The sequence below is a fragment of the Herpetosiphon gulosus genome, from assembly GCF_039545135.1.
GTDB classification, from domain to species: domain Bacteria; phylum Chloroflexota; class Chloroflexia; order Chloroflexales; family Herpetosiphonaceae; genus Herpetosiphon; species Herpetosiphon gulosus.
Genome location: NZ_BAABRU010000024.1, coordinates 18,761 through 37,558, shown reverse-complemented (window position 1 = coordinate 37,558; position 18,798 = coordinate 18,761). Strand labels below are relative to the sequence as shown.

The following is an 18,798-nucleotide window of genomic DNA, read 5'->3' as shown; positions in this document are numbered from 1 at the left end:
CACGACGATTTGGGACACCACCATGTGTTGTTCCGCGTCGTGGCGGAATGGCACGGGAGACAGCACCATGACGAACCACCCTAGCCCATGGGCAGGTGACCGATGAAGCACCATACCCATCGTCACCACCGTCGCCGCCGCCATGATCAGCACTGGCCCAACCGCCGGAGCTATCGCGCTCGACGACGACGACGGAACCAGCAGCGCCTCCAGACCCTGCGCATGATCACCAGCCTCGTTGCCGTCAAGATCCTCGTTGCCCCGATCATCTCTGATGTGATTGGCAATTATGTCTATGATGGCCTTGGCACGCTCATGCGCTGGTTGCAGCGCTAACCAATCCTGATTCTTCTTCCCCAACTGGGGAGTAGCTCGCCGCTGCTCCCCAGCGGCGAAGGAGTCTATCCATGGCGAAACGTCGCCCCACCCGACCATCCGAAGCGCCGTTATTCCGTTTTTTTCACCAGATCGCGGCGCAGCCATGTCCAGCGGATGCCGACTTTGTCGAACGGCTCCTTCATGCCGATACCATGCGCTTCATTCGCAGCCCGTTTGCCACTGGCCCCGCTCCGTCCATCGTGGTGATCCGTGCGGCCCACTGCCGCTTACTCCACCGACTCTCGCTCGGTGTGCGCGTCACCATGGACGACACCGGGGCCGTGCAGTTCACCGTTGGCGCGGGATCACGCCCCTTTGGGAATCGTGATGTGCTCGGTGATTGTGCCGAAGCCTTGGGCTGGTCGCAGGCGGATCTCTTTGGCGCGGGAACCTATCCCCTGCCGCTCCGCCAGCAACGCTGCATGACCCTGTTGAACGACCTCACGGATTGCTTGACGGTCGTCATGCAGCGTGGCACGATTGAGCCGGGGGTGTTTTACCACCGCCCGCACCGCGACGGCTATCACAAAGCCATCCTCCCGATTCCGGTCTTGGATGCGCTCTGTACCCTCGCGTGGGGAACGGCAATCCTGACGACCGAGCAAACCGCCGCGATTCGCCAGTATTGCCGTGAACCAGAAGCCGTTGAACTGCTCGGCCTGCTGTTTGATCCCCATGAGTGGAATCGCATGGCTACGATGCTCTCAACCTCCTAACTAACCTAATTCTTCTTCCCCAACTGGGGAGTAGCGCACCGCTGCTCCCCAGCGGTGAAGGAGTCTATCCATGGCCATTGATGCCATTCCAACCCTGCTTGACCTGTTCAATCCCACCCGCCCAACCGCTCGCGATCAGGCGCAGGCTGCCGCGCTCTGGCGGGCCGCTGACCAGTCGTGGAATACCCTCGCTCGCATGACCGAGGAGGAGTTAACCCCCATCGTTGGCCGTGCCCATGCCATCCGGCTGCGCACCGCCTTCGCGATGGGCCACGCCAAACTAGCCGAAGCCGTGACGGGCGAACCGATCACCACACCCATGCAGGTCGTAGCGTTGCTCCAAGCGGAGATGAGTCACTTGGAACAGGAAGAACTGCGGGTGATCTCGCTTTCAACCCACGCGCACATCATCGGCATGCACACCGTTGTGGTCGGAACGCTCAACACCGCCTATTGCCGGATGGCTGACCTGTTTCGCGAACCCCTGCGCCGCAATGCCGCCTCGATAATCCTTGCCCACAACCACCCGTCGGGGATGGTGTGGGCATCGCCCGAGGACATCCTGCTCACCAAGCAGGCCATTCAGGCAGGTCAACTCTTAGAGATCGAGCTACTGGATCATCTCATCATCGGTAAAGGCGGCTATACCAGCATGCGCGAGCGACGGCTTGCGTGGAGTCATTAATCGAAAGGAATCCCCATGCAGACCGTCATCCAAACCGCCATGCTCACCCACTTCGGCCAACTCGCGGCGGCGATCACCATGGCCGCCCCCACCCCAGCGCTGCATAGTTCGGCGGCGCTGCTCTTGGCCCGCTGTGACGAGATTGTGCCCAGTTATGCTGCACCAACCTCAATCACCGCCACCGCCCTCAAACCGATTCAGCCGAGCAGCCCGCTCGCGAGCTTGCTCCAGAGCGACACGACAGCGGATGACCGCTGGTGTTTTCGAGTACAACAGGCACTCCTGATTGCCGGGGATTGTTCGCGCCGCCAACTCTATGAGGCGGTCGTACTCGTCCTCGGACAGCAGGTGACCCGCAGCGCTGCGACCACGTTCACGGTGCAGGGGTCAAAAGCCTACACCGTCACGCTGGCCAATGGCATCGACCATACCGAGGGTTTTACCTGCCAATGTCGCGGATTTTGGAGCCATGGCGGAGGCCAACTCTGCAAGCATGTGCTCGCTGCCGCGCTAATTGCGCTTGATCCGGAGGAAGGCGCATGCTGACCTTCAACGAGCGCGTTAGGCGGCGAGTCAAACGCAAAACAACCGCCTGCGCAAACCGCCGACGGTGACACCACCACAGGCACAGCACACCATGCTCCCGTTCTAAACGCCAACAGGCCCGTGATCTCGGTGATCACGGGCCTGTTGTCTTTAATATGAATTGGTTAATAGTATTCAAACTACCATCAAATTATTGATGCAATTGTTTTATTTTAGAACATATTGACCAAATTTTACTGACCTGCTATGCTTACGTCACTATAAATAGAAAAAACCCCGCAACGCGGTCACGTTCGGGGTTATGGGCGCAATTGCAAACCCAATCACGCCGCGCGTATTCTATCATATCTCTCCAGCGCGGCCTAGTAGATCCGAGGATGTATGGAAAATATTCTTACAGGCCAACGAGGCACACAGTCCACACCAGTAGCAACAATTCCTATGCCTGCCTCATCATCGGCTACGACAACCGCAGCACCAGTCAGCGTCGTTGAATCAAGTGTTAGTCCAAGCACCCCTATTACTGCACCACGACGAACACCATCTAAACAGTCGCGGGTGATGGCAAAAACATTTGCCCAAAGTGCTTACGATAAACTGGGTTACACCATTGCCTGTCTTGCAGGTTTGGTACTTGCTATCGGTTTATGGGTAGCTGGGGGCTATTTCACCTTACAAGCGGTGCGATCAATTACAACGATTAATACCTCACTCTGGTGGTGGTCGTTGCCACTCGCTATCACCGCCGTTGAACTATGGCTCATGCCAAAACGCGGAGTCGCACCTGCCAGTATCATTATTTTTCTCGTCGTCCTCGCGTTGGACATTTTGACGAGCTGGCATGGATTGACAACGACACTCTCAGGGCGCATGCTTCCTTTAGGTGCAGGATGGCAGATTCCTAGTACGGGCATGACCCTTCATGGTATTGCGATTATTATTAGCTTTGTCTTTGCTTTCGCCCCTGAAAAAATGGCCCGGTGGGCAACACGTGAACTATGGGAGTTATGGGCATGAATGAATTGGTTGTGATTGGTGTTTTGTTCCTTGCAATGGGCCTCTGGGGAGGTTTAGCGATCTGGAAGATGCGTCGCGAACTCCAGAGTCTTAGGGTGCTTGTGGCCAATGCAGGGTTACAATCGACCCCACCGCTCCATATCAATAAACCGATCGAGCAACCAGTCATTCAAACCCCAATCCTTGATCCAACCCCTTTATCAGGGGCAGGGAGCGCTTTAGCCAATCCTCCACGCGAAGCTCGCATCCTGCTCGACGAACTTCAAGGAAAAGGGACTGATGCCTATCGGTTCCCCTTAGGCTGGTATTCTTCTTTTAAAGGGGCAACCCTGCAAACAGCGCAGTTTGTCCGTGATGTCAATCACATCCTCTTGACAGGACAAAGCGACAGCGGCAAAGACAATGCCGCATTAGGAATGTTGCTCTCATTAGCGCTTACCAAAACCCCACAACAATGCCAATTTGCCATTGTTGATGGCAAAGGACTGGATTGGTTGGCATGGGAAAAGAAAGAGCATACATGGCTTCTTGCCACTGACCCTGAACATATTGAACAGGCCATGATGAAGTTAACCGCTGAGCGGCAGCGCCGTCGGGCGATTTTGGCAGACGCAGGGGTCACCAAATGGGATAAATATACCGGAAAAGATTTGCCGCTTCTCGTGGTATTTATTAGCGAGTTATTACTGCTTGAAAATACAGTTGGAAAAAGTCAACTCACCGGATGGCTGAATGCAGAACTGACCGCAGCGCGGGCATTCGGGATACGCTATATCATTGCAACACAAACCGCCAGCAACTTCAGTACCCAATGGCGAAGTCAAATTAGTTTATTTATGGCGGGATTCCAACCCAGCCCATCACAGGATGCACCGAATGTCGGATTGACCACCAATGAACTCGATGCATTGCATGTGGTAGCTCCGAGTAGCCTACCATCTCCTAACAACCAAGCAGGGGGGGTCTTTTGTGTTGTGCAAGGCAACCAAGCCCTCAATGTACGAACAACCTTAATCGATGATCGCGACCTTGACTATCTGATGGAATGCCTTCCCAATCGCGTAGCGCCATCACAAAAAGTCCACGATGATCTGCTGACATCAATGCTCGCTATAGCGCATCAGAATGGGGTAAAAGCGCTTTCGCCACAGACAGAAGCGCTACAGACCGCTACACAACAATTGAGCGTCACACACCCCTCAGAAGCGCTTCCCGTAGCGACCCACTTGGTTCCCGCTGACGAACAACGGCGGATTCTCGCAGTCGCCGCACGGGCAACATCTCGACGGGCTGTTTGTCGGGAAGTGTACAATGCAGTCGGTGGAACAGGGTATAACAATGTCCGTTTGGTATGTGATGCCGCAGGCTTACTCATGCCAACACCAACAGCGATGCCGACCGCAAGCGCAGCATAAGAACCTGCGATTAAACGACAAGGGCGATGGTTTTCAACCATCGCCCTTGTCGTTTAATCGCGCAAATAGCTACTCGTCATCATCCAAGAACCCACCACTAAATGCCAAGACCGCCCCACTGGCTTCGCGTTGAATACCAGCAGGGGGCGGGGTCGGTGCAGATGCCATCGGAACGACACCTGCCGAATGCATCCCTTGGCCTTGGAGTAAGGCCGGCAGTGCATCCTGACGCAGTAAAAACTCCAGTACGGGCAAGAGATCGGCCTGTAACCGCTGTGCCAACACCTGCGGATCATACCCGCCATATTGACCCTCGCCCGCTGCCCATGCCTCCGCTGATAAGATCCGAATCCCCAAGCGCATGGCTTTCAGCATCAACTCCGATTCGCTCTCATCATCGTCCCGATGCACCCGCAACAGCCGATTCCGCTCCAAATCATCCTCAGTACAGCGAATCCCCTTAACACGAACCGCCATGCTTAGGCTCCTTTCCCGGCCGCCGCATAGACCACCGCCAGCAGTGCCCCCGTTGCATTCAGGATATCCGCCACACTGGGATCAATGATCGTGTAGTTGCGGGGGGCCGTTTTGCCCGATGCTTCCGCCCGTTCTTCAATCAAGCGTCGCAACCCTTGGAGTTTCACCCCACCCCCGGTAATGATCACGTAGGCGCTCGGCTGCTGGAGCACCTTCAGCATGCGGCCAACCAAGTCTTGCCCCGCACTTTGAATCGCCGCATTGACTTCACTTTCAATCGGAAATTCCCGCCCAGACTCTTCTAAGAGCTGGGTTTCGAGCGCATATTGGGCTTGGGCATCACTCAGGCGCAACCGATGGAACTTCGCCGCCAGCTCCCGCGCAATGCTAATCGTTCCCGCGCCCAAGCGTTCCGCACTCATCCGGTAGGGATTCAACTCCACTTCGGTCAGTTGGGTATCACCCCCACCAATATCAACAATGGAAACACGACGAATCCCGTCGGCCTCTAACGAGCCATCGACCGTGCGTGACCAGGCATACAACGTCCCGATCGATTGGGCTTGGGGAATGATCTTTTCATAGCGCAGCGTCCAGTTGGTCACCACGCCCAAGGCATCTGTGCGCTCCACCACAAAGGTTTGCCCATTCAAATGGGTCTTGAGGGCTGCCCGTGTCTCGGGATTCACCCCCATTTTGTCATTGTCCCGTGCCTCAATTTCTTCATTTGGGATGGCGAAGCCCACTGCCAAGGGATACACCCCCGGTTTATAGCGAGCTTTGATCAGGGTTTCGACCATACAGGCCGCATTAAACGCACGCTGGCGGGTATCGGAGAGGCGTTGGCTCGTGCCGCCGATGGGCAACGCATCCCCATCAAAGCGCAAGGCATCATCGCCAATCCAGAAGCTATCGCCGCCATTGACCCGATAGGTGATCACCCCTTGGCCAGCGCGAATCGCTTTGGCCAATTTATAGGCGGTGGGCGTGCGGGTCGTGATCAAGCGCGATTTGTCATCCAACACCGCGATCTTTTTGGCCCCATTGCCATTGTCATCACCCACCGCAAGGTAGGGTTGGTCGGCAATCGTGATCCACGCAGGCAGTTGGTAGTGGGTATCGCGGAGGGGTTGGCTCACGCGCACATGGTCGTAAACCGTTGCGCGTTTGCGGTCTAACAAGGTCATAGCATGCTCCTTCATCGAATCAGCATCAAAACGACAACAAAGCGACAATAAACCAACAACATTTGTTGTCTGCCAATGGCTAGTATAGCAGAGGAATGTTAACGAAGCAACAATAAAGCGCGAATAAAGCGACAATGTTTATTGTCGCTTTCACACATCATGCACGGATATCAAGCAAAAAGCAACAACAAAGCGACAATAAACCAACAATATTTATTGTCGCTTCGTTAACGCTATAGCGCTATGCCATGCTGATAGCGACAATAAAGCGACAATAAACCAACAACATTTGTTGTCGTTTTAGCGGTATGGAACGAATGCATCAGCGTTATGGGAGCACTGCTACAATTTACCTTATCGCTATCTATCAGAAGGAGGGCCAAACGGGTGACAGACGATCACGCTCAATCGTCGCCGAATGAGTACATTACGCTCTCAGAAGCAGCAGCCATGAGTGGGGTAAGCTATTATGCGTTATATAAGGCAATTCGACGCGAGCGGCTTAAAGCAACCATGTTCGAACCAGACCATGTTCCGGCAGAGGTCTGGAATCGCTTAGCAGCGCATGCGCAGGCAAATGTTGCGAAACAAGAGGGGATTTGGGTCACCACGAAGGCAGATCTTGAAATCTATCTGCAAAGTCGTCGTCCAGGTCACCGCAGTGATTTGCTTTAGTTTATCTGTACAAGGTTGTAAACCTGTGCTATACTGCTCGTGGCGTTCGTAGCGATGCGTTTGAGCGGCCATCGCTACGAACTCTCCCCTTCCTAAAGTCCGATTAGGAAGGGGCTTTTTATTTTAATGGTTTATGGCGATTCCGTCGAATCGTGGTCAGGAGTTGAGGAATCTGATGATGTTCCCAGCGTTGTATACAGCGTCAGCTGCTCAACCATCCGAAAATCACGCACATTATGCGTCACCAAGGGTAATCGATACACGACGGCAGTTGCGGCAATCCATGCATCCGATAGACTGATCTGATGTCCTTTGCGTCGTAGATTCCCACGAATGGTCGCCCAGTGTTCACACAACATCGGCGAACTGGGGATCACGACGTAGTCCTGCATCTGTGCCGCTAAAGCAGCCCGCCGTTCCCGACCCCATTGATGCCGATCAGTCCATTCAAAAACCTCGGCTAGCGTCATAAACGAGATAGCAATCGTTTGCCCAACCAAGAGTTCCTGATAGCCGACCATTCGCGTGTCCCGTTTAAAGAGATACGACAACACATTAGTATCAATGAGCACTGTCATTCGTGAGCAGCCTCAGACGCACGCGACTCCGCTAAGAACGCCTCAAAATCTTCGACCGATTCATCCTCAGGCCACCAAGGAGCCGCAAAGTCATCTAATGATTGAATGACACGCGGTCGTTGCTCGGCAATAAGTGCTTCTAAGGTCGGCTCACGCCAGAACTGCTGATTCAAGGCATGCAAGTGGGCATCCTGATCATGCTCAGCCTGTAATAAGACAAATAAGGTTTGTTTTTGCTGCTTTGTTAAGGTTGGCAGCACTTGCACTAATGTTTCAAATGAGACCGTCATAGACACCTCCATCGCCCATGGATACACAATTCGCCACTACTCCATCCTATCCAATGCGCGGTTCTGCTGGGCATCATGGTCCTGAGCAACCCACACAAAGAGATCACCGGGTTGGATCTGGAGAAAGGCACAGAGTTTATCAATCGTTTCAATATCAATCCGGGCAATCGGCTTGGTTGCCAAATTATAAATCGTGGGATAGGTCAACCCTGTCCCTTTGGCGACCGCATACATGGATAAATCACGGTCGTTGAGCAGCTGGCGTAAGCGGATCTGAATGGCCATCAGCACCTCATCACAAGTATAGCATGGTGTCATTATAGCATAGAAGCTTAGATTATCTTAAAAATATATATTGACATTTTTACATAACATCAGTAATATATAAATATACTCACTTTGTACGAGGTATCGCATATGCCACGCCCATCCACCACCGTCCGCTATCTGCCCGATCAAAACCGTTATGAAGCGATGCTTGATGGTGTATCGCTTGGCACATTCCCGAAGGAAATCGATGCCACCATGGCCGGACACCGCGTCCGGTTGCAGGATCTTGACGACGTTCCAGCGCCGCCCTTGGCCTTGCTCGGAGCTGACCTCCACCTCGCCGTTCACATCACCGACCTCCGCCCGATGCCCGCGCCGTTCCCCCAGCAATACATCGCCACCCCGCTTGAAGCCTTGACCGCCACCCTGATTCTGCTCAATCGCAACTGGCTCCGCGCCACGCTCGCAGGTCGCCACACCGATGCCCAGCAGATTGCCGCCCATGAGCAGTGTGTCCGTGCCCAAATCCATGCCCGCGTGTCGGCCAACAAATAAACCCTTCATCCCTCGCAAAAGGGATAAAGGGCTGTACACGGGTGAGGCCACGAATTCCAGAACGAAACCTCACCCGCAGAAGGATGATAGCCATGACCACCGTTGATGTCAATGTTCAATCGCGCCGTGTCCGCCTCGCCCACGTCAGTCGCATCCTGCAACTGGCGGCCATCATTCGCGAGGAAGAGTTGGTCGGTGATGAGGAAGCCTATACGATGGCCGAAGCGTTGCTCGGCGAGGTAGCAGCGACCGCCGACGACTGGGGAACCCCACAGCCCGCCAGCCCTTTGGGCGTGATTGCCACCGCGTGGGGCTTAGCCTTGCGCCGCAATGGCACGGTGCTCACACTGGTTCCCGCCGATCTCGTGCTGCTGCGAGAGGCCATCACTGCGTGGGAACAGCAGTATCGCGCTGCGTAAAACGAAACAGGCCATGCCCATCGGGGCATGGCCTGTTGTTTATTGAACCACGATACCTGCCTTAGCGAGCCTCAGCAGGCACATCCAGCGTGATCACGGAATCATTGCCCGGTTTTCCCGTATTCTTCGGGTCATACGCAATAAACGCAATCTGCGAGCCATCGGGTGACCATACGGGCCACTGATAGCGGCCCGGTGGGGTGAGCGGCAAGCGTTCACCCGTGCTCGGATTGAGCAACCACACGACAGTACGGCCACCGTCAAGGCGGGCAATGAGCACCAGCCATCGGCCATCAGGCGACCACTGCAACCCAGCAATACTATAGGCATCCGTGAGGATGATCCGCCGATGCTCGGCATCCGCGTCCATGAGATAGAGATTGGCCGGACTGGATAAGGCACTGGTTGGGCCACCAGACCCGATCCGTGGTTTACCAAACATCGCAATCGTCGTGCCATCGGGCGACCACGCAAAATACTCTGCTACGGCCACATCCAGCTCCAGCGGGACAAACCCATCTGCCGCAGTCCACCAGTAGAAGCGCGACCCTAATTCTTGGGCATCAGTCACCAGTGCCCGATTCATAGCTGGATTCCAGACCACTCGTCCTCGTACAAAGATAGCGGGATCGGACGGAGGAGGGATTAACGTTGTGAGCGTCGTGGTTGATGGATCGAATTGGACATAGCTATAGACATCATCCAGCACGTCTGATTCATTCCGGATTCCCGCATCCATCACAAAGCCAACTTGCCCATTCGGCAAGCGCTGCGGACGATAATGCAAGCTAATCGCATAGGCCGGATCATGGGCAATGGGCAAGGACGTTTCAATAGTGCCTGATGGTTCAACCCACATCAAGCGTTGGGTTGAGGGGGCTGGTCCAGAGGCTTGCACGACTAAGCCCTGATCCAGCCACGCCAAGCCGCTATACTCACCGGGTGTTCCATTCACCTCCGGCAAGGGTTGAGGGGTATAGGGAAGAATCGTCGTCTCACTCGTCGTCATGGTCATACATCCTGTTCCAAGACTCAGCCCCGTGAGGGCGAGCCACAGCAGCTGCAACGCCCGTCGTTTCATCGTGCCAGCGTCCCATCACTCAAGGTATAACTGCCATCAGGGTTCAGCCGTGTTCCGGCCAGCGGAATCCGGCCACCGCCCGGTTTCGTAATCGTGCCATCCGTCCCGATGATCGTTCCGTCTAGCAAGATCGCATCACCGCTTGGCAGCACGGTCGTGCCGTTATACAGCGTCATCTGGCCACCCGCCGGAGTCATGCCCGGCAATGGCGGAATGGCCCCTGCCTCAGTGGCCTTTGCCATGAAATAGGTCGGTCCGCGTTCATCGGGGATCACAAATCCCGGTAGGACCGTGGCCGGAGTCGAAGGAACCGTGCTGCGCGGATCAAAAAACCAGTTCCCAAAGCCCGGGACAGTCGCCGCATCGCCCGCCTCACTCCCCAGTCCCGATCCCGCCCAATCCGCGCCATCCCGTAAGCCGCGTTCGACATCAGCCCCAATCCATGGCAGGTGACCCGCCGCCGAGGCGAACGGATCAACAACATCATGGGCAATACCGCCACCGATCTGGTCGCCAACCCATGGGCCATAACTTTGCACAAAGGTTTCCCCCCCACCCTCAAGGCGTGCAATAAAGCGATAGGTATTGCCATAGGCCACAAAGTCAGGAATGAGGTCGCCTGCTGCGGTTCCGGGCACGGGAACGCCCGCACGAAGGTTGGCCGCATCCGCCCCATAATTAACCCCGCGTTGTTCAGCCAAGGCCCAGAGTGGAAGGGATTCAACATCAGAAACACCCCGAGCGCGAGCATCAAAAAAGGCTTGCCAAGCGGGTGCGGCTCCGGCACAATCATTAAATCCAGCGGGAAGTGGCAATCCTTCGCGCTTAAGGGTATGCGCGTGATAGCCATTTTGCATGGCCTCCAACACCCCAGCATCAGCCCACGAGGCCCACGTGCCTGGTCCCATATGCCCCAGAATCGGCGATTCGTCAAAATAGGTAATAATATCCTGAATATTATGGAACCAATTGGGCGTACCAGCATGGCGTTCAAGCGCCTCAACCCATGCAATCCGTTCGGATGCGGTCAACATCTCAAACTCAGCAAGACTCAGATCAAACCGCCGGAGATTGCCACTCCCATCGTAGAGTGGCCCGCCCGGTAAGGCATGCACCCCGACACGCGGCGCGGGTGGTGCCGCGCGGAGTCCGGCCACCGCACCAAGTGCGGCCCCTCGTCCACCTAACAGAATATCGCCAAAATCGCCGGTAAAGAGCGCGGCAGCCTCGGCTTCTGCCGCCTGCATACCTGCATGAATCCCCATGACCACCGTACCACCCGTTTGCAGCAGCACGATCAATCGATCAAGGGCGGGTTGCAGCTCGCCCTGATACTGCTGAAAAAAGGCCGTTGCTGCAGCACCATGCCAGTCGTGGTGCAGCTGGGCAACCGTTCGTTGGAGCTGCTGCCGCAGGCTGGTGATTGTGGTCGTTGCCCGTTGAAAGCGAGCCGCCACGGCTTCTAGCTGATCATACTGCACCTGAATGATAGGAGCGACCATTCGTTCCTCCGCACCAAAAGAAGGGTCTTTTTGGATGGTTCTCTCAGTCATGAATCGGATATGTTTGGGGGATCACTCATCCTCATCGCCGAGTATAGCTGAAAAGTCCTATAGAGACATCACCCGTAGATGGGATAGGTATCCCTCAACACAAAAAAACAGGCCATGCCCATCGGGGCATGGCCTGTTGCATTGACCGGAGCTTAGGGAACCAACTCCAGCGGAAAGCCGAGCCGTAACAGATTAATCCGATCCTTGTCCCCTCCCCATAATTCATCCCAGCGTCCTTGGCGATAGATCCAATAATCCACCCCATTGCTCGCATACAACCCGATCACGCGCATCGATGTGCCTGCCCGTGGCGTGGGCCAAAAGACCGACACCGCTTCCGCTTCCGTCCATGGCTGCGTCGGGGTCGGTTGGAGCGTGGGAACGGGGTCAGCCACCAGCGGCATGAGGGTTTTGGCGGGGGGAGTCATGGTCGTCTTTTGTTGCCGATCACTCGCAATCGTGGCTCCGGTGATGGGGTCAAGCAGCGTGGTATTGGCGTAGGTGTCCTGCATCCACCAATAGATCGGATGCCATGCCGCCTCGTCGTTGGGCAGACTGGATAAGCGGAAGGTGTGGTTCGGACTGGCCATCGTCTCCCACAGGTCGCCAAAATTGAGAAAGAGCACGCGCACTTGGTCACTATCAAGGAAGGGCTGCGACTCCAGGGGAATGTCAATGGGAGCTGTGCCCACAAACAGATCGCGGTAACTGCGCTCATCGGCATAACTGCGGGTGACCACCCCATCTTGCAGCAGGATCACGAGCGTTTGCTTGAGCCGTGCCGAGGCAAACGTAAAGGCCCACCAGCGAGCCGTGCCATCATTGGCCGCAATCGCTTCAAACATCCCTTCCTGATCGCGGCCTTCTTCACGGTAGCCAATGCCCGCATCAACCAGCACGGCATCACTGGCCCATGCTGTGCCGCGCTCACGAATGCCACCGCGTGCAAATGCTTCCCGCAGGGTCAGATACCGCTCGGCAGGTTGGGCCGCAGCCGTGGCCTGTTCGTCGAGCGCAAACGCGGTTTTGATCGGCGCATGCGTCGCCGCCACCGTTGTGCTGGTCGCGTTGAGCGCCGCCATCCCACTCAATGCTACCGTCGGCACGGGGGATACCGTTGGCACGGTCGCCGATTCCACAACCACCGTCGCATCCCCTTGACCACAGCCGACCAACACGCCACTCAGCACCACCCCCAGCACCCATGATCGTCGTCCCATCGCTTCCTCCTTACAACACGGCCGCTAAGGCCGGAGCCATCTGACCCCGTACCATCCGGCTAATCCATTCCCGCGACCGTCCCACATCATAGCTTAATTCGCTATAGGTTTTCCCATGCGCCAGCCCGCACAAAATCAGTTGCTCATCTTTCCGCCAGCCACCCTCCTGTGCTTGCAGCAACAACCACCGCCGGAACCCCTCAAGGCCACCCACATCAACGAGCCGATCAAGCAGGGCTTCGGGCACGGTGGACAAGCGGCCTGACACGAGATAGAGCGCGGTCAACACATCGTCGAGTGACCATCCCGACGGCTGCACCGCCGTCCGCGCATCCAAGACCAACGGCAACGAGCGCCGCAAGGCCCGATAGGTCGCCGCCGCATGCGCGGTACTCCCCGTTGGCTCCCCGAGCAGGGGCAGATCGCGCACGAGTGGGGTGAGCGCCGACGGCAGGATCGGGGTCACGACCTGCAAGCCCGGCACGAGTTGGGTATGCACAATCGTCGCCAGATCTTCATCGAGCACCGCCATCGCGCAGCGCTGGAGCGTTCCGGCCTGCATCTGCACCGCCAATGCCGCGCCCAGCAACCACGTCGCCACGCCATGCGCATCGACCGCCCGACAGACCACCAAGCCGGGATTCGGTGTATCACCGTCGAGCAAGGCCAGCAGCTGATACTCCGCCGCAAAGACATTGCTGGTGGCGATCACCATCCCGCCCGTCTCGCGCACCCGCTGCTCCTGCATCGCCGTGAGGCCAATCGTCACGATCCAGCTCATGGCTGGCCCTCCTGCCGCACGGCGCGGACAATCAGGCGTTGGTCAAAGGCGTTCGGCCCGGTCGGTGGCCAGCAGGTAATCAGCGTGACCAGCTCGTGATCGGTTGGACTCAGCAGCCGCTCCGCCTCCGCGCCCACCTGGTCCGGCGCAGCGCCCACGACCTGAATCCGTAGGGTGTCACTGACCACATAGGCCGTGGCCAGCGTGCCACGATAGAGCCAGAGCAGATCGCCCGGCTGGAGCAGCGCCAAATCGGCAAAGACCGGATCACTGCCGCCCACATGGCCATTGAGCACAATGTTGGTTCCGTCGCCCGGCTGGCCACTGTCGGCATGGTGGCCAACGGCGTATTGCGGCACATCCCACACCCCATCACTAAAATGGGCGGGCAGCACGGGCCGCGCGAGGTTAATCGCCGGAATCCGCAGCGCATCGAGCGGCGGCAGCGGCAGGGCGGTCGGTACGGGAGTCGCGGTCGCGGTCGGCAGCGGGGTCGCGGTTGGTAGCACCGCCTGCGTTGGCTCCACGGTCGCGGTCGCTGCCACCACGGGCCGCACACTCGGCAATAGGGGCAATGCCGCCTGCCGCGCCTGCACCGCCTGCGTCGTCGCGACAAACGACCAGACCACCCAACCGACCCCGCTCAGCATCCCGATTCCGGCCACCGCCACCAGCACGGTGACGAGGTGGATCAATCGGTGGGTCATATCACTCTGCATCATGCACTCCTTGGGTCACGGCGATCTGAGCGGGTATCGCCCGTGACCAATCACAGCCATCAACAGCCAACCATTCCCCCAACGGCAGCGGCGGAACCCCAACCTGCGCGAGCCATGGGCCAAGCACCGGAGCCACGGCATCCTGCATGGGCAACCATGCGCCAAGGGGCGACGGGGGCAGCGTGACCACCCCCATTGCCAGCCGTGTAACCAACCAGCGCCGCAGCAGTAGCGAAAGCACGGCCACCATCGCCCAGCCCACCGTCCACAGCACGACCACACTGTCCAGCGCCGCACTCATCGCCGTCGGCTCCGCACAGCAGCGGTCGTTGGCAACGTCACCAGCGATGGGGCATCGAGCCGGAGCCGCAGCGGGTGGCGTTCGCCCACGACCGTCAGCAGCCAGCCGTCCCCATCGGCCACCAGCGTGGCATGCGCTCCGATCACGGGCGGGGTGGGGCGGGTATGGATGGCCAATTGCACCGTCGCTCGCGTAATCATTAACGGAGCCGGATCGTCCCATGTCACCAAATAGGGTGGGGTGAGCATGCGGCCCAGCACCGTCGTGAGCCACGGCCAGACCAGCCGCATGAGCTGCGTTGTGGCCACGCCCACTGGCAGCGCGATCACGACCGTGCCCCGTCCCACCAAGACCGTTTCTAAGGCCGCAGCCTCGGCGGGTACATCGGCCAGATCGACCAGGTGCAGCTGCGGCAGATAGCGCAGCGCCTCGGCCACGACCTGCGGAGCCAGCACGACGGCACTACTGCCGCCACCGCCATCGCGCTGCATCACGCGCGGGATCAATGCCTGAAGCAGCGTGGTCGCATCGGCAAGTGCCGGATGGAGCAGCTGCACCACCAGTCCGGCGCGCCACGCCAGATACAGCGGCTGGGGATAGGCGGTGGTATAGCCCAGCAGCACCCCGCGTGCCGCATCGGTCAGGATGGTCATATCCGCGCTCATCCCAGCCTCCGTGACGGCCAGAGCATCCACGCCAGCACCAGCGTGGCCAGCACCACCAGCCCGACCGGAACCGCGACCGACACGGCATCATCGCTCGCGGTCACCGGAAAAGTGCGTTGGGCCACAGGGCGGGGCGTGGCAGTTGGCTGGACGACACCCGCCGCCTTCGTGATCACGGTGGACCAGGCGGTGTTGTTCTCGGTCGTCGTTTCGGTCGTCGTGGTCGAGGCTTGGGCAAGGTTGGTCAAGGGGCCGTCGAGGGAGACAACCGTGCCGTCAATCCAAATCGTGATTGTTTGTCCAGCAGACAATTCCGCAATTTGGACACTCACGATCCCATCGGTCAGCGTCGCCTCACCCAAACTCGTCGTGACGTGCAAACCGCGAAAGAAGGCGGGGAGCACATCGCGCACAAGGACATTGGCTGCTGGGACTGACCCGCGATTCTGCACCGTCAGCGTCCAGCGCAGGCTATCCCCCACGGCCACCGTTTGGACGTTGGCCGTTTTCTCCAGCACGAGATCGGGCAAGGCGGCAACAGGCGTGACCGTCGCTGCGTCGTTCGGGGTTGCCGTTGGGAGAGTTGTTGGGGTGGCGGTCAGGTCAATCGGCGTTGACGTAACCTCCAACGGCTGGCGGGTTGGGCGCGGGGTCACGGTCGCGCCATCGCTCGGCGTGCTGGTGGGCAGCGGCTCGTCGGTTGGCCGTGGCGTAGCGGTTGGATTCGGCACATCGGTTGGGACATCGGTTGGCAGTTCGGTTGGTTCGGGTGAGGGCGTAAGGCTCATCAGCTGTTGCGCCGCACTCGATTGCGCGGGCATCAGCTTCACAAAGCCCAACACCACCGCCACCACGACGATACTCACAAAGGCGATTGTTTCAACACGTTTCAACATGAGGGTTTCCTTCTCCTACCGCATCACAGCGGGGCTATAGATCGTATGCATCCGCACCGTCACCGGGCCATACCAGGTCGTTTGACCAGTCAACTCGATTTCTTCCAGCCAATATGACCACTGGCCCAGCGGCGCGACGACACTGACATCGGTCATGTGGTAGCTGCCGCCCGTGGCTCCCTGCGAGGGAATCAGGCTGGTCGTGACCCGCGTGGCCTCATTGCGGTTGGGGGTCGTGCTGCGATACAGGTGAAAGCCCAACGTATTCACTTCACTGCCCGTCACCCAACGCAGATCGACCATGCCGCCCATGATCACGGCATCGAAGGACACGAGGCTGATACTGGTGGGGTCGAAGGGGTGAATCAGCAGGTTCGAGTCCTGCTCGCTGGTCTGATCACTCGCGGCCTGTGCCACGTTGCGAATGGCGACGGTTGTACCGATCGGCAGCACGCGCACCTGAAATTGCACGGTCTGGGTTGCGCCAACCGCCAGATCGCCAATCACCCACGTCAGCACGCCATCCACCGGAGCTACCACCGGATCAGCCGCGATGAATGCCGTGGCCTCGGGAATCGCATCGCGCACCGTCACTCCGGTCAAGGGCGCGGTTCCGGTATTGGTCACATCAAGGAAATAGGTAATCGTATTGCCAGCGGCGACCGCCGTGCCATTGGGGGGAGTCGAGCGCTTTACGATACCAAGCGATGGATGCAAAATCGTCGTCAGATCGTCATCACAGTCATTGGTCGGGTTGGCATCGTTTGCTGCCGTGATACAGGCCCGATTAATCACACTATCGCCCACCGATGCCTGCGGAATCACCGTGATCTGGACCGTGCTGGTTGCCAAGGCAGGCAACGCAGCGGTCGCGCTACAGGTCACCGTTTGGCCACTGGCAGCACAGGCCCAGCCCGTTCCCTGCGCCGCGACCACGGTCAGTCCGGTCGGAACCACGTCCTCGACCACCGTCCCCACGGGCATGGCAGCCGGGCCGTGATTGGTGATCGCGATGGTGTAGACCCCGTCCTGTCCCACCACAAAATCGCCTGCGTGGGTCTTATGGACACCGACATCAGCGGTCAGATCCACCGCAAACGTCACGCTGGCCGTCGCGGTTTCGCGTTGGCGAGCCCAGTCCGAGTCGTAAATGCGGAAACTGTCGGCCACGGTCGTTTGGCGGTCGGGAATGGGGCCGCGCGTCACCGGCGAATAGACTTGTGAGAACCCTGCATTACCACCAACGATCTGCTCGCCCGTGCCCCATGGGTCAATCGCCAGGTCACGAATATCGGTCATACTGCCACGAATCGTGTCAGCGGTTACCCGCACGTTGGTCGCGGGATCGATCACCGCAATCACCGGCGGCGACGCTTCGGGGAGCGAGGCATACAAGCGACTGAAATCGGGGTTGAACACCAGATCCTCGACCGGAGACTGAAGGGGAATCGTGGTCACGACCGTGGGCGGCTGCACACTCGTATCCATGACCACCACCGCGTTTTGCCCATAGGCGGTAACGTAGAGCCGTGACCCATCCTGATTCATGAGCAAGCGACGGTTGTTATTGCCGATGGGCAGCGTACTCAGCACCGCGCCACTGGTTGCGTCAATGACACTAATCGAGTTCTCGATATTGCTGCTATAGGCGCGGCTGCCATCGGGGGCAAACACCACATCATGTGGCTTTTCACCCGCCAAGGCCACAAAGCCCAGCACCGTGTTGGTCGCCGTGTCCACCCGCGCAATTCGGTTGAGGTCGCGTTGCGCCACCCACAACTCGTTCCGCGTCGGATGGATACTGCCAAGGTGGGTGTGGCCTGCAAGGTCAATCGTGGTCAGCACCGTATTGGTCGTCGTGTCCACCACATCGACCCCATGCTCATGCGAGACATAGACCCGCAAGCCGTCGCGGCTCGCCGTCACCCCATCGGCATCCGAGCCAACGCTGATCGTCGCCAGCGGCGTGGCGCTCACGGTCGGATCAGTCACATACAGGGTGTCGGGTCGCTGGCCATCGAGCATCGCCGCCCAATACAAGCGACTGGGCCGCTCGACCACGGCCTCGACCGTCACCGTGTGATTGCCTTGCGTAAGTCCGGTCAATGGCACGCTCCACTGACCCGTGCCATCGACCGTCACCGTTGCCACGACCGTTCCATCGAGCCGCACGGTCAGCACGGCCCCCGCTGTTGCGGTTCCGGTCACCGTGCTGGTCGGAGTCGTGACCACCTGCCCCGCCGTGGGACTCGTCATCCCCACCGTGACCAGTGGCCGCACGTCATCCTGTGATTCCATCGCCGCTGCGGGGAGCAGGCTGAGCAGCCCCAGCACGATCCCAACAATCCCAACCCAACGCCATCGATGCATAACA

The 18,798-nt window shown here is 58.3% G+C and carries 23 protein-coding genes; 9 read left to right on the top strand and 14 right to left on the bottom strand.

Going from position 1 to position 18,798, the window contains the following annotated elements; all coding sequences use genetic code 11:
- Window positions 1–102 precede the first annotated feature (102 nt).
- From ABEB26_RS22895 to ABEB26_RS22870, 6 genes are all read left to right on the top strand, one after another.
- On the top strand, window positions 103–336 hold the full coding sequence (locus ABEB26_RS22895; RefSeq protein WP_345724413.1) for a hypothetical protein: 234 nt from the start codon (window positions 103–105) through the stop codon (window positions 334–336).
- A 71-nt stretch (window positions 337–407) separates the two neighbouring features.
- Window positions 408–1,094 carry a hypothetical protein gene (locus tag ABEB26_RS22890; protein WP_345724412.1) on the top strand — a complete coding sequence of 229 codons (687 nt, stop codon included), beginning with the start codon at window positions 408–410 and terminating at the stop codon, window positions 1,092–1,094.
- Between the two features lie 70 nt (window positions 1,095–1,164).
- Window positions 1,165–1,779 (top strand): JAB domain-containing protein, encoded by a 615-nt coding sequence (locus ABEB26_RS22885; protein WP_345724411.1) that lies wholly within the window; start codon window positions 1,165–1,167, stop codon window positions 1,777–1,779.
- Between the two features lie 15 nt (window positions 1,780–1,794).
- Entirely contained in the window at window positions 1,795–2,325 is a 531-nt protein-coding gene (locus ABEB26_RS22880; protein WP_345724410.1) for an SWIM zinc finger family protein, read from the top strand.
- 381 nt (window positions 2,326–2,706) lie between these two features.
- The gene (locus ABEB26_RS22875) at window positions 2,707–3,342 is read left to right on the top strand and encodes a hypothetical protein (protein ID WP_345724409.1); all 636 of its coding nucleotides are present in this window, start codon (window positions 2,707–2,709) and stop codon (window positions 3,340–3,342) included.
- Entirely contained in the window at window positions 3,339–4,757 is a 1,419-nt protein-coding gene (locus tag ABEB26_RS22870; protein ID WP_345724408.1) for an FtsK/SpoIIIE domain-containing protein, read from the top strand. Before ABEB26_RS22875 ends, ABEB26_RS22870 begins: the two co-directional genes overlap by 4 nt.
- A gap of 69 nt (window positions 4,758–4,826) precedes the next feature.
- Here the strand turns inward: ABEB26_RS22870 and ABEB26_RS22865 are convergent, their stop codons facing one another.
- Window positions 4,827–5,234, bottom strand: a complete 408-nt coding sequence (locus ABEB26_RS22865) for a hypothetical protein (protein WP_345724407.1) — start codon at window positions 5,232–5,234, stop codon at window positions 4,827–4,829.
- A gap of 2 nt (window positions 5,235–5,236) precedes the next feature.
- Window positions 5,237–6,421, bottom strand: coding sequence for a hypothetical protein (locus ABEB26_RS22860; protein WP_345724406.1), 1,185 nt, complete (start codon window positions 6,419–6,421; stop codon window positions 5,237–5,239).
- Between the two features lie 387 nt (window positions 6,422–6,808).
- Between ABEB26_RS22860 and ABEB26_RS22855 the strand changes: the two genes are divergently transcribed.
- The gene (locus ABEB26_RS22855) at window positions 6,809–7,096 is read left to right on the top strand and encodes a hypothetical protein (RefSeq protein ID WP_345724405.1); all 288 of its coding nucleotides are present in this window, start codon (window positions 6,809–6,811) and stop codon (window positions 7,094–7,096) included.
- Window positions 7,097–7,227: 131 nt separating this feature from the next.
- Here ABEB26_RS22855 and ABEB26_RS22850 read toward each other — a convergent pair whose 3' ends face one another.
- From ABEB26_RS22850 to ABEB26_RS22840, 3 genes are read right to left on the bottom strand one after another with little or no spacing between them, the layout of a single operon-like run.
- Complete coding sequence (locus ABEB26_RS22850; RefSeq protein ID WP_345724404.1) at window positions 7,228–7,674, bottom strand: PIN domain-containing protein; 447 nt, start codon at window positions 7,672–7,674, stop codon at window positions 7,228–7,230.
- Complete coding sequence (locus tag ABEB26_RS22845) at window positions 7,671–7,964, bottom strand: hypothetical protein (protein ID WP_345724403.1); 294 nt, start codon at window positions 7,962–7,964, stop codon at window positions 7,671–7,673. Before ABEB26_RS22845 ends, ABEB26_RS22850 begins: the two co-directional genes overlap by 4 nt.
- Before the next feature lie 36 nt (window positions 7,965–8,000).
- Complete coding sequence (locus ABEB26_RS22840) at window positions 8,001–8,249, bottom strand: helix-turn-helix domain-containing protein (protein WP_345724402.1); 249 nt, start codon at window positions 8,247–8,249, stop codon at window positions 8,001–8,003.
- Window positions 8,250–8,381: 132 nt separating this feature from the next.
- On the opposite strand from ABEB26_RS22840, the gene ABEB26_RS22835 reads away from it, so the two are divergent.
- On the top strand, window positions 8,382–8,789 hold the full coding sequence (locus ABEB26_RS22835; protein ID WP_345724401.1) for a hypothetical protein: 408 nt from the start codon (window positions 8,382–8,384) through the stop codon (window positions 8,787–8,789).
- 92 nt (window positions 8,790–8,881) lie between these two features.
- Window positions 8,882–9,208 (top strand): hypothetical protein, encoded by a 327-nt coding sequence (locus tag ABEB26_RS22830; RefSeq protein WP_345724400.1) that lies wholly within the window; start codon window positions 8,882–8,884, stop codon window positions 9,206–9,208.
- 61 nt (window positions 9,209–9,269) lie between these two features.
- Here the strand turns inward: ABEB26_RS22830 and ABEB26_RS22825 are convergent, their stop codons facing one another.
- The 9 genes from ABEB26_RS22825 to ABEB26_RS22785 form a co-directional block, all read right to left on the bottom strand.
- Window positions 9,270–10,223 carry a TolB family protein gene (locus ABEB26_RS22825; protein ID WP_345724399.1) on the bottom strand — a complete coding sequence of 318 codons (954 nt, stop codon included), beginning with the start codon at window positions 10,221–10,223 and terminating at the stop codon, window positions 9,270–9,272.
- 62 nt (window positions 10,224–10,285) lie between these two features.
- Entirely contained in the window at window positions 10,286–11,791 is a 1,506-nt protein-coding gene (locus ABEB26_RS22820; protein WP_345724398.1) for a WXG100 family type VII secretion target, read from the bottom strand.
- A 203-nt stretch (window positions 11,792–11,994) separates the two neighbouring features.
- Window positions 11,995–13,062: a hypothetical protein gene (locus ABEB26_RS22815; RefSeq protein ID WP_345724397.1), complete on the bottom strand. Its 1,068-nt coding sequence runs from the start codon at window positions 13,060–13,062 to the stop codon at window positions 11,995–11,997.
- Window positions 13,063–13,072: 10 nt separating this feature from the next.
- Window positions 13,073–13,843 (bottom strand): hypothetical protein, encoded by a 771-nt coding sequence (locus ABEB26_RS22810; RefSeq protein WP_345724396.1) that lies wholly within the window; start codon window positions 13,841–13,843, stop codon window positions 13,073–13,075.
- On the bottom strand, window positions 13,840–14,565 hold the full coding sequence (locus ABEB26_RS22805; protein ID WP_345724395.1) for a sortase: 726 nt from the start codon (window positions 14,563–14,565) through the stop codon (window positions 13,840–13,842). The genes ABEB26_RS22810 and ABEB26_RS22805 overlap by 4 nt, the downstream gene beginning before the upstream one ends.
- Window positions 14,552–14,863, bottom strand: a complete 312-nt coding sequence (locus ABEB26_RS22800; protein ID WP_345724394.1) for a hypothetical protein — start codon at window positions 14,861–14,863, stop codon at window positions 14,552–14,554. The genes ABEB26_RS22805 and ABEB26_RS22800 overlap by 14 nt, the downstream gene beginning before the upstream one ends.
- Complete coding sequence (locus ABEB26_RS22795; RefSeq protein WP_345724393.1) at window positions 14,860–15,516, bottom strand: hypothetical protein; 657 nt, start codon at window positions 15,514–15,516, stop codon at window positions 14,860–14,862. Before ABEB26_RS22795 ends, ABEB26_RS22800 begins: the two co-directional genes overlap by 4 nt.
- 8 nt (window positions 15,517–15,524) lie before the next feature.
- A complete protein-coding gene (locus ABEB26_RS22790) occupies window positions 15,525–16,424 on the bottom strand; it encodes a DUF11 domain-containing protein (protein ID WP_345724392.1) in 900 nt (299 codons plus the stop codon).
- A 15-nt stretch (window positions 16,425–16,439) separates the two neighbouring features.
- Window positions 16,440–18,680, bottom strand: coding sequence for a DUF7927 domain-containing protein (locus tag ABEB26_RS22785; RefSeq protein ID WP_345724391.1), 2,241 nt, complete (start codon window positions 18,678–18,680; stop codon window positions 16,440–16,442).
- Between the last annotated feature and the right edge of the window lie 118 nt (window positions 18,681–18,798).

Bases quoted from the DNA above. Each gene is read 5' to 3' on its own strand.
- ABEB26_RS22815 (WP_345724397.1), bottom strand. From the start codon at position 13,062: ATGGGACGACGATCATGGGTGCTGGGGGTGGTGCTGAGTGGCGTGTTG.
- ABEB26_RS22850 (WP_345724404.1), bottom strand. From the start codon at position 7,674: ATGACAGTGCTCATTGATACTAATGTGTTGTCGTATCTCTTTAAACGG.
- ABEB26_RS22870 (WP_345724408.1), top strand. From the start codon at position 3,339: ATGAATGAATTGGTTGTGATTGGTGTTTTGTTCCTTGCAATGGGCCTC.
- ABEB26_RS22885 (WP_345724411.1), top strand. From the start codon at position 1,165: ATGGCCATTGATGCCATTCCAACCCTGCTTGACCTGTTCAATCCCACC.
- ABEB26_RS22795 (WP_345724393.1), bottom strand. From the start codon at position 15,516: ATGACCATCCTGACCGATGCGGCACGCGGGGTGCTGCTGGGCTATACC.
- ABEB26_RS22800 (WP_345724394.1), bottom strand. From the start codon at position 14,863: ATGAGTGCGGCGCTGGACAGTGTGGTCGTGCTGTGGACGGTGGGCTGG.
- ABEB26_RS22810 (WP_345724396.1), bottom strand. From the start codon at position 13,843: ATGAGCTGGATCGTGACGATTGGCCTCACGGCGATGCAGGAGCAGCGG.
- ABEB26_RS22865 (WP_345724407.1), bottom strand. From the start codon at position 5,234: ATGGCGGTTCGTGTTAAGGGGATTCGCTGTACTGAGGATGATTTGGAG.
- ABEB26_RS22820 (WP_345724398.1), bottom strand. From the start codon at position 11,791: ATGGTCGCTCCTATCATTCAGGTGCAGTATGATCAGCTAGAAGCCGTG.
- ABEB26_RS22805 (WP_345724395.1), bottom strand. From the start codon at position 14,565: ATGATGCAGAGTGATATGACCCACCGATTGATCCACCTCGTCACCGTG.
- ABEB26_RS22830 (WP_345724400.1), top strand. From the start codon at position 8,882: ATGACCACCGTTGATGTCAATGTTCAATCGCGCCGTGTCCGCCTCGCC.
- ABEB26_RS22825 (WP_345724399.1), bottom strand. From the start codon at position 10,223: ATGACCATGACGACGAGTGAGACGACGATTCTTCCCTATACCCCTCAA.
- ABEB26_RS22790 (WP_345724392.1), bottom strand. From the start codon at position 16,424: ATGTTGAAACGTGTTGAAACAATCGCCTTTGTGAGTATCGTCGTGGTG.
- ABEB26_RS22880 (WP_345724410.1), top strand. From the start codon at position 1,795: ATGCAGACCGTCATCCAAACCGCCATGCTCACCCACTTCGGCCAACTC.
- ABEB26_RS22875 (WP_345724409.1), top strand. From the start codon at position 2,707: ATGGAAAATATTCTTACAGGCCAACGAGGCACACAGTCCACACCAGTA.
- ABEB26_RS22845 (WP_345724403.1), bottom strand. From the start codon at position 7,964: ATGACGGTCTCATTTGAAACATTAGTGCAAGTGCTGCCAACCTTAACA.
- ABEB26_RS22895 (WP_345724413.1), top strand. From the start codon at position 103: ATGAAGCACCATACCCATCGTCACCACCGTCGCCGCCGCCATGATCAG.
- ABEB26_RS22860 (WP_345724406.1), bottom strand. From the start codon at position 6,421: ATGACCTTGTTAGACCGCAAACGCGCAACGGTTTACGACCATGTGCGC.
- ABEB26_RS22840 (WP_345724402.1), bottom strand. From the start codon at position 8,249: ATGGCCATTCAGATCCGCTTACGCCAGCTGCTCAACGACCGTGATTTA.
- ABEB26_RS22890 (WP_345724412.1), top strand. From the start codon at position 408: ATGGCGAAACGTCGCCCCACCCGACCATCCGAAGCGCCGTTATTCCGT.
- ABEB26_RS22835 (WP_345724401.1), top strand. From the start codon at position 8,382: ATGCCACGCCCATCCACCACCGTCCGCTATCTGCCCGATCAAAACCGT.
- ABEB26_RS22785 (WP_345724391.1), bottom strand. From the start codon at position 18,680: ATGACGAGTCCCACGGCGGGGCAGGTGGTCACGACTCCGACCAGCACG.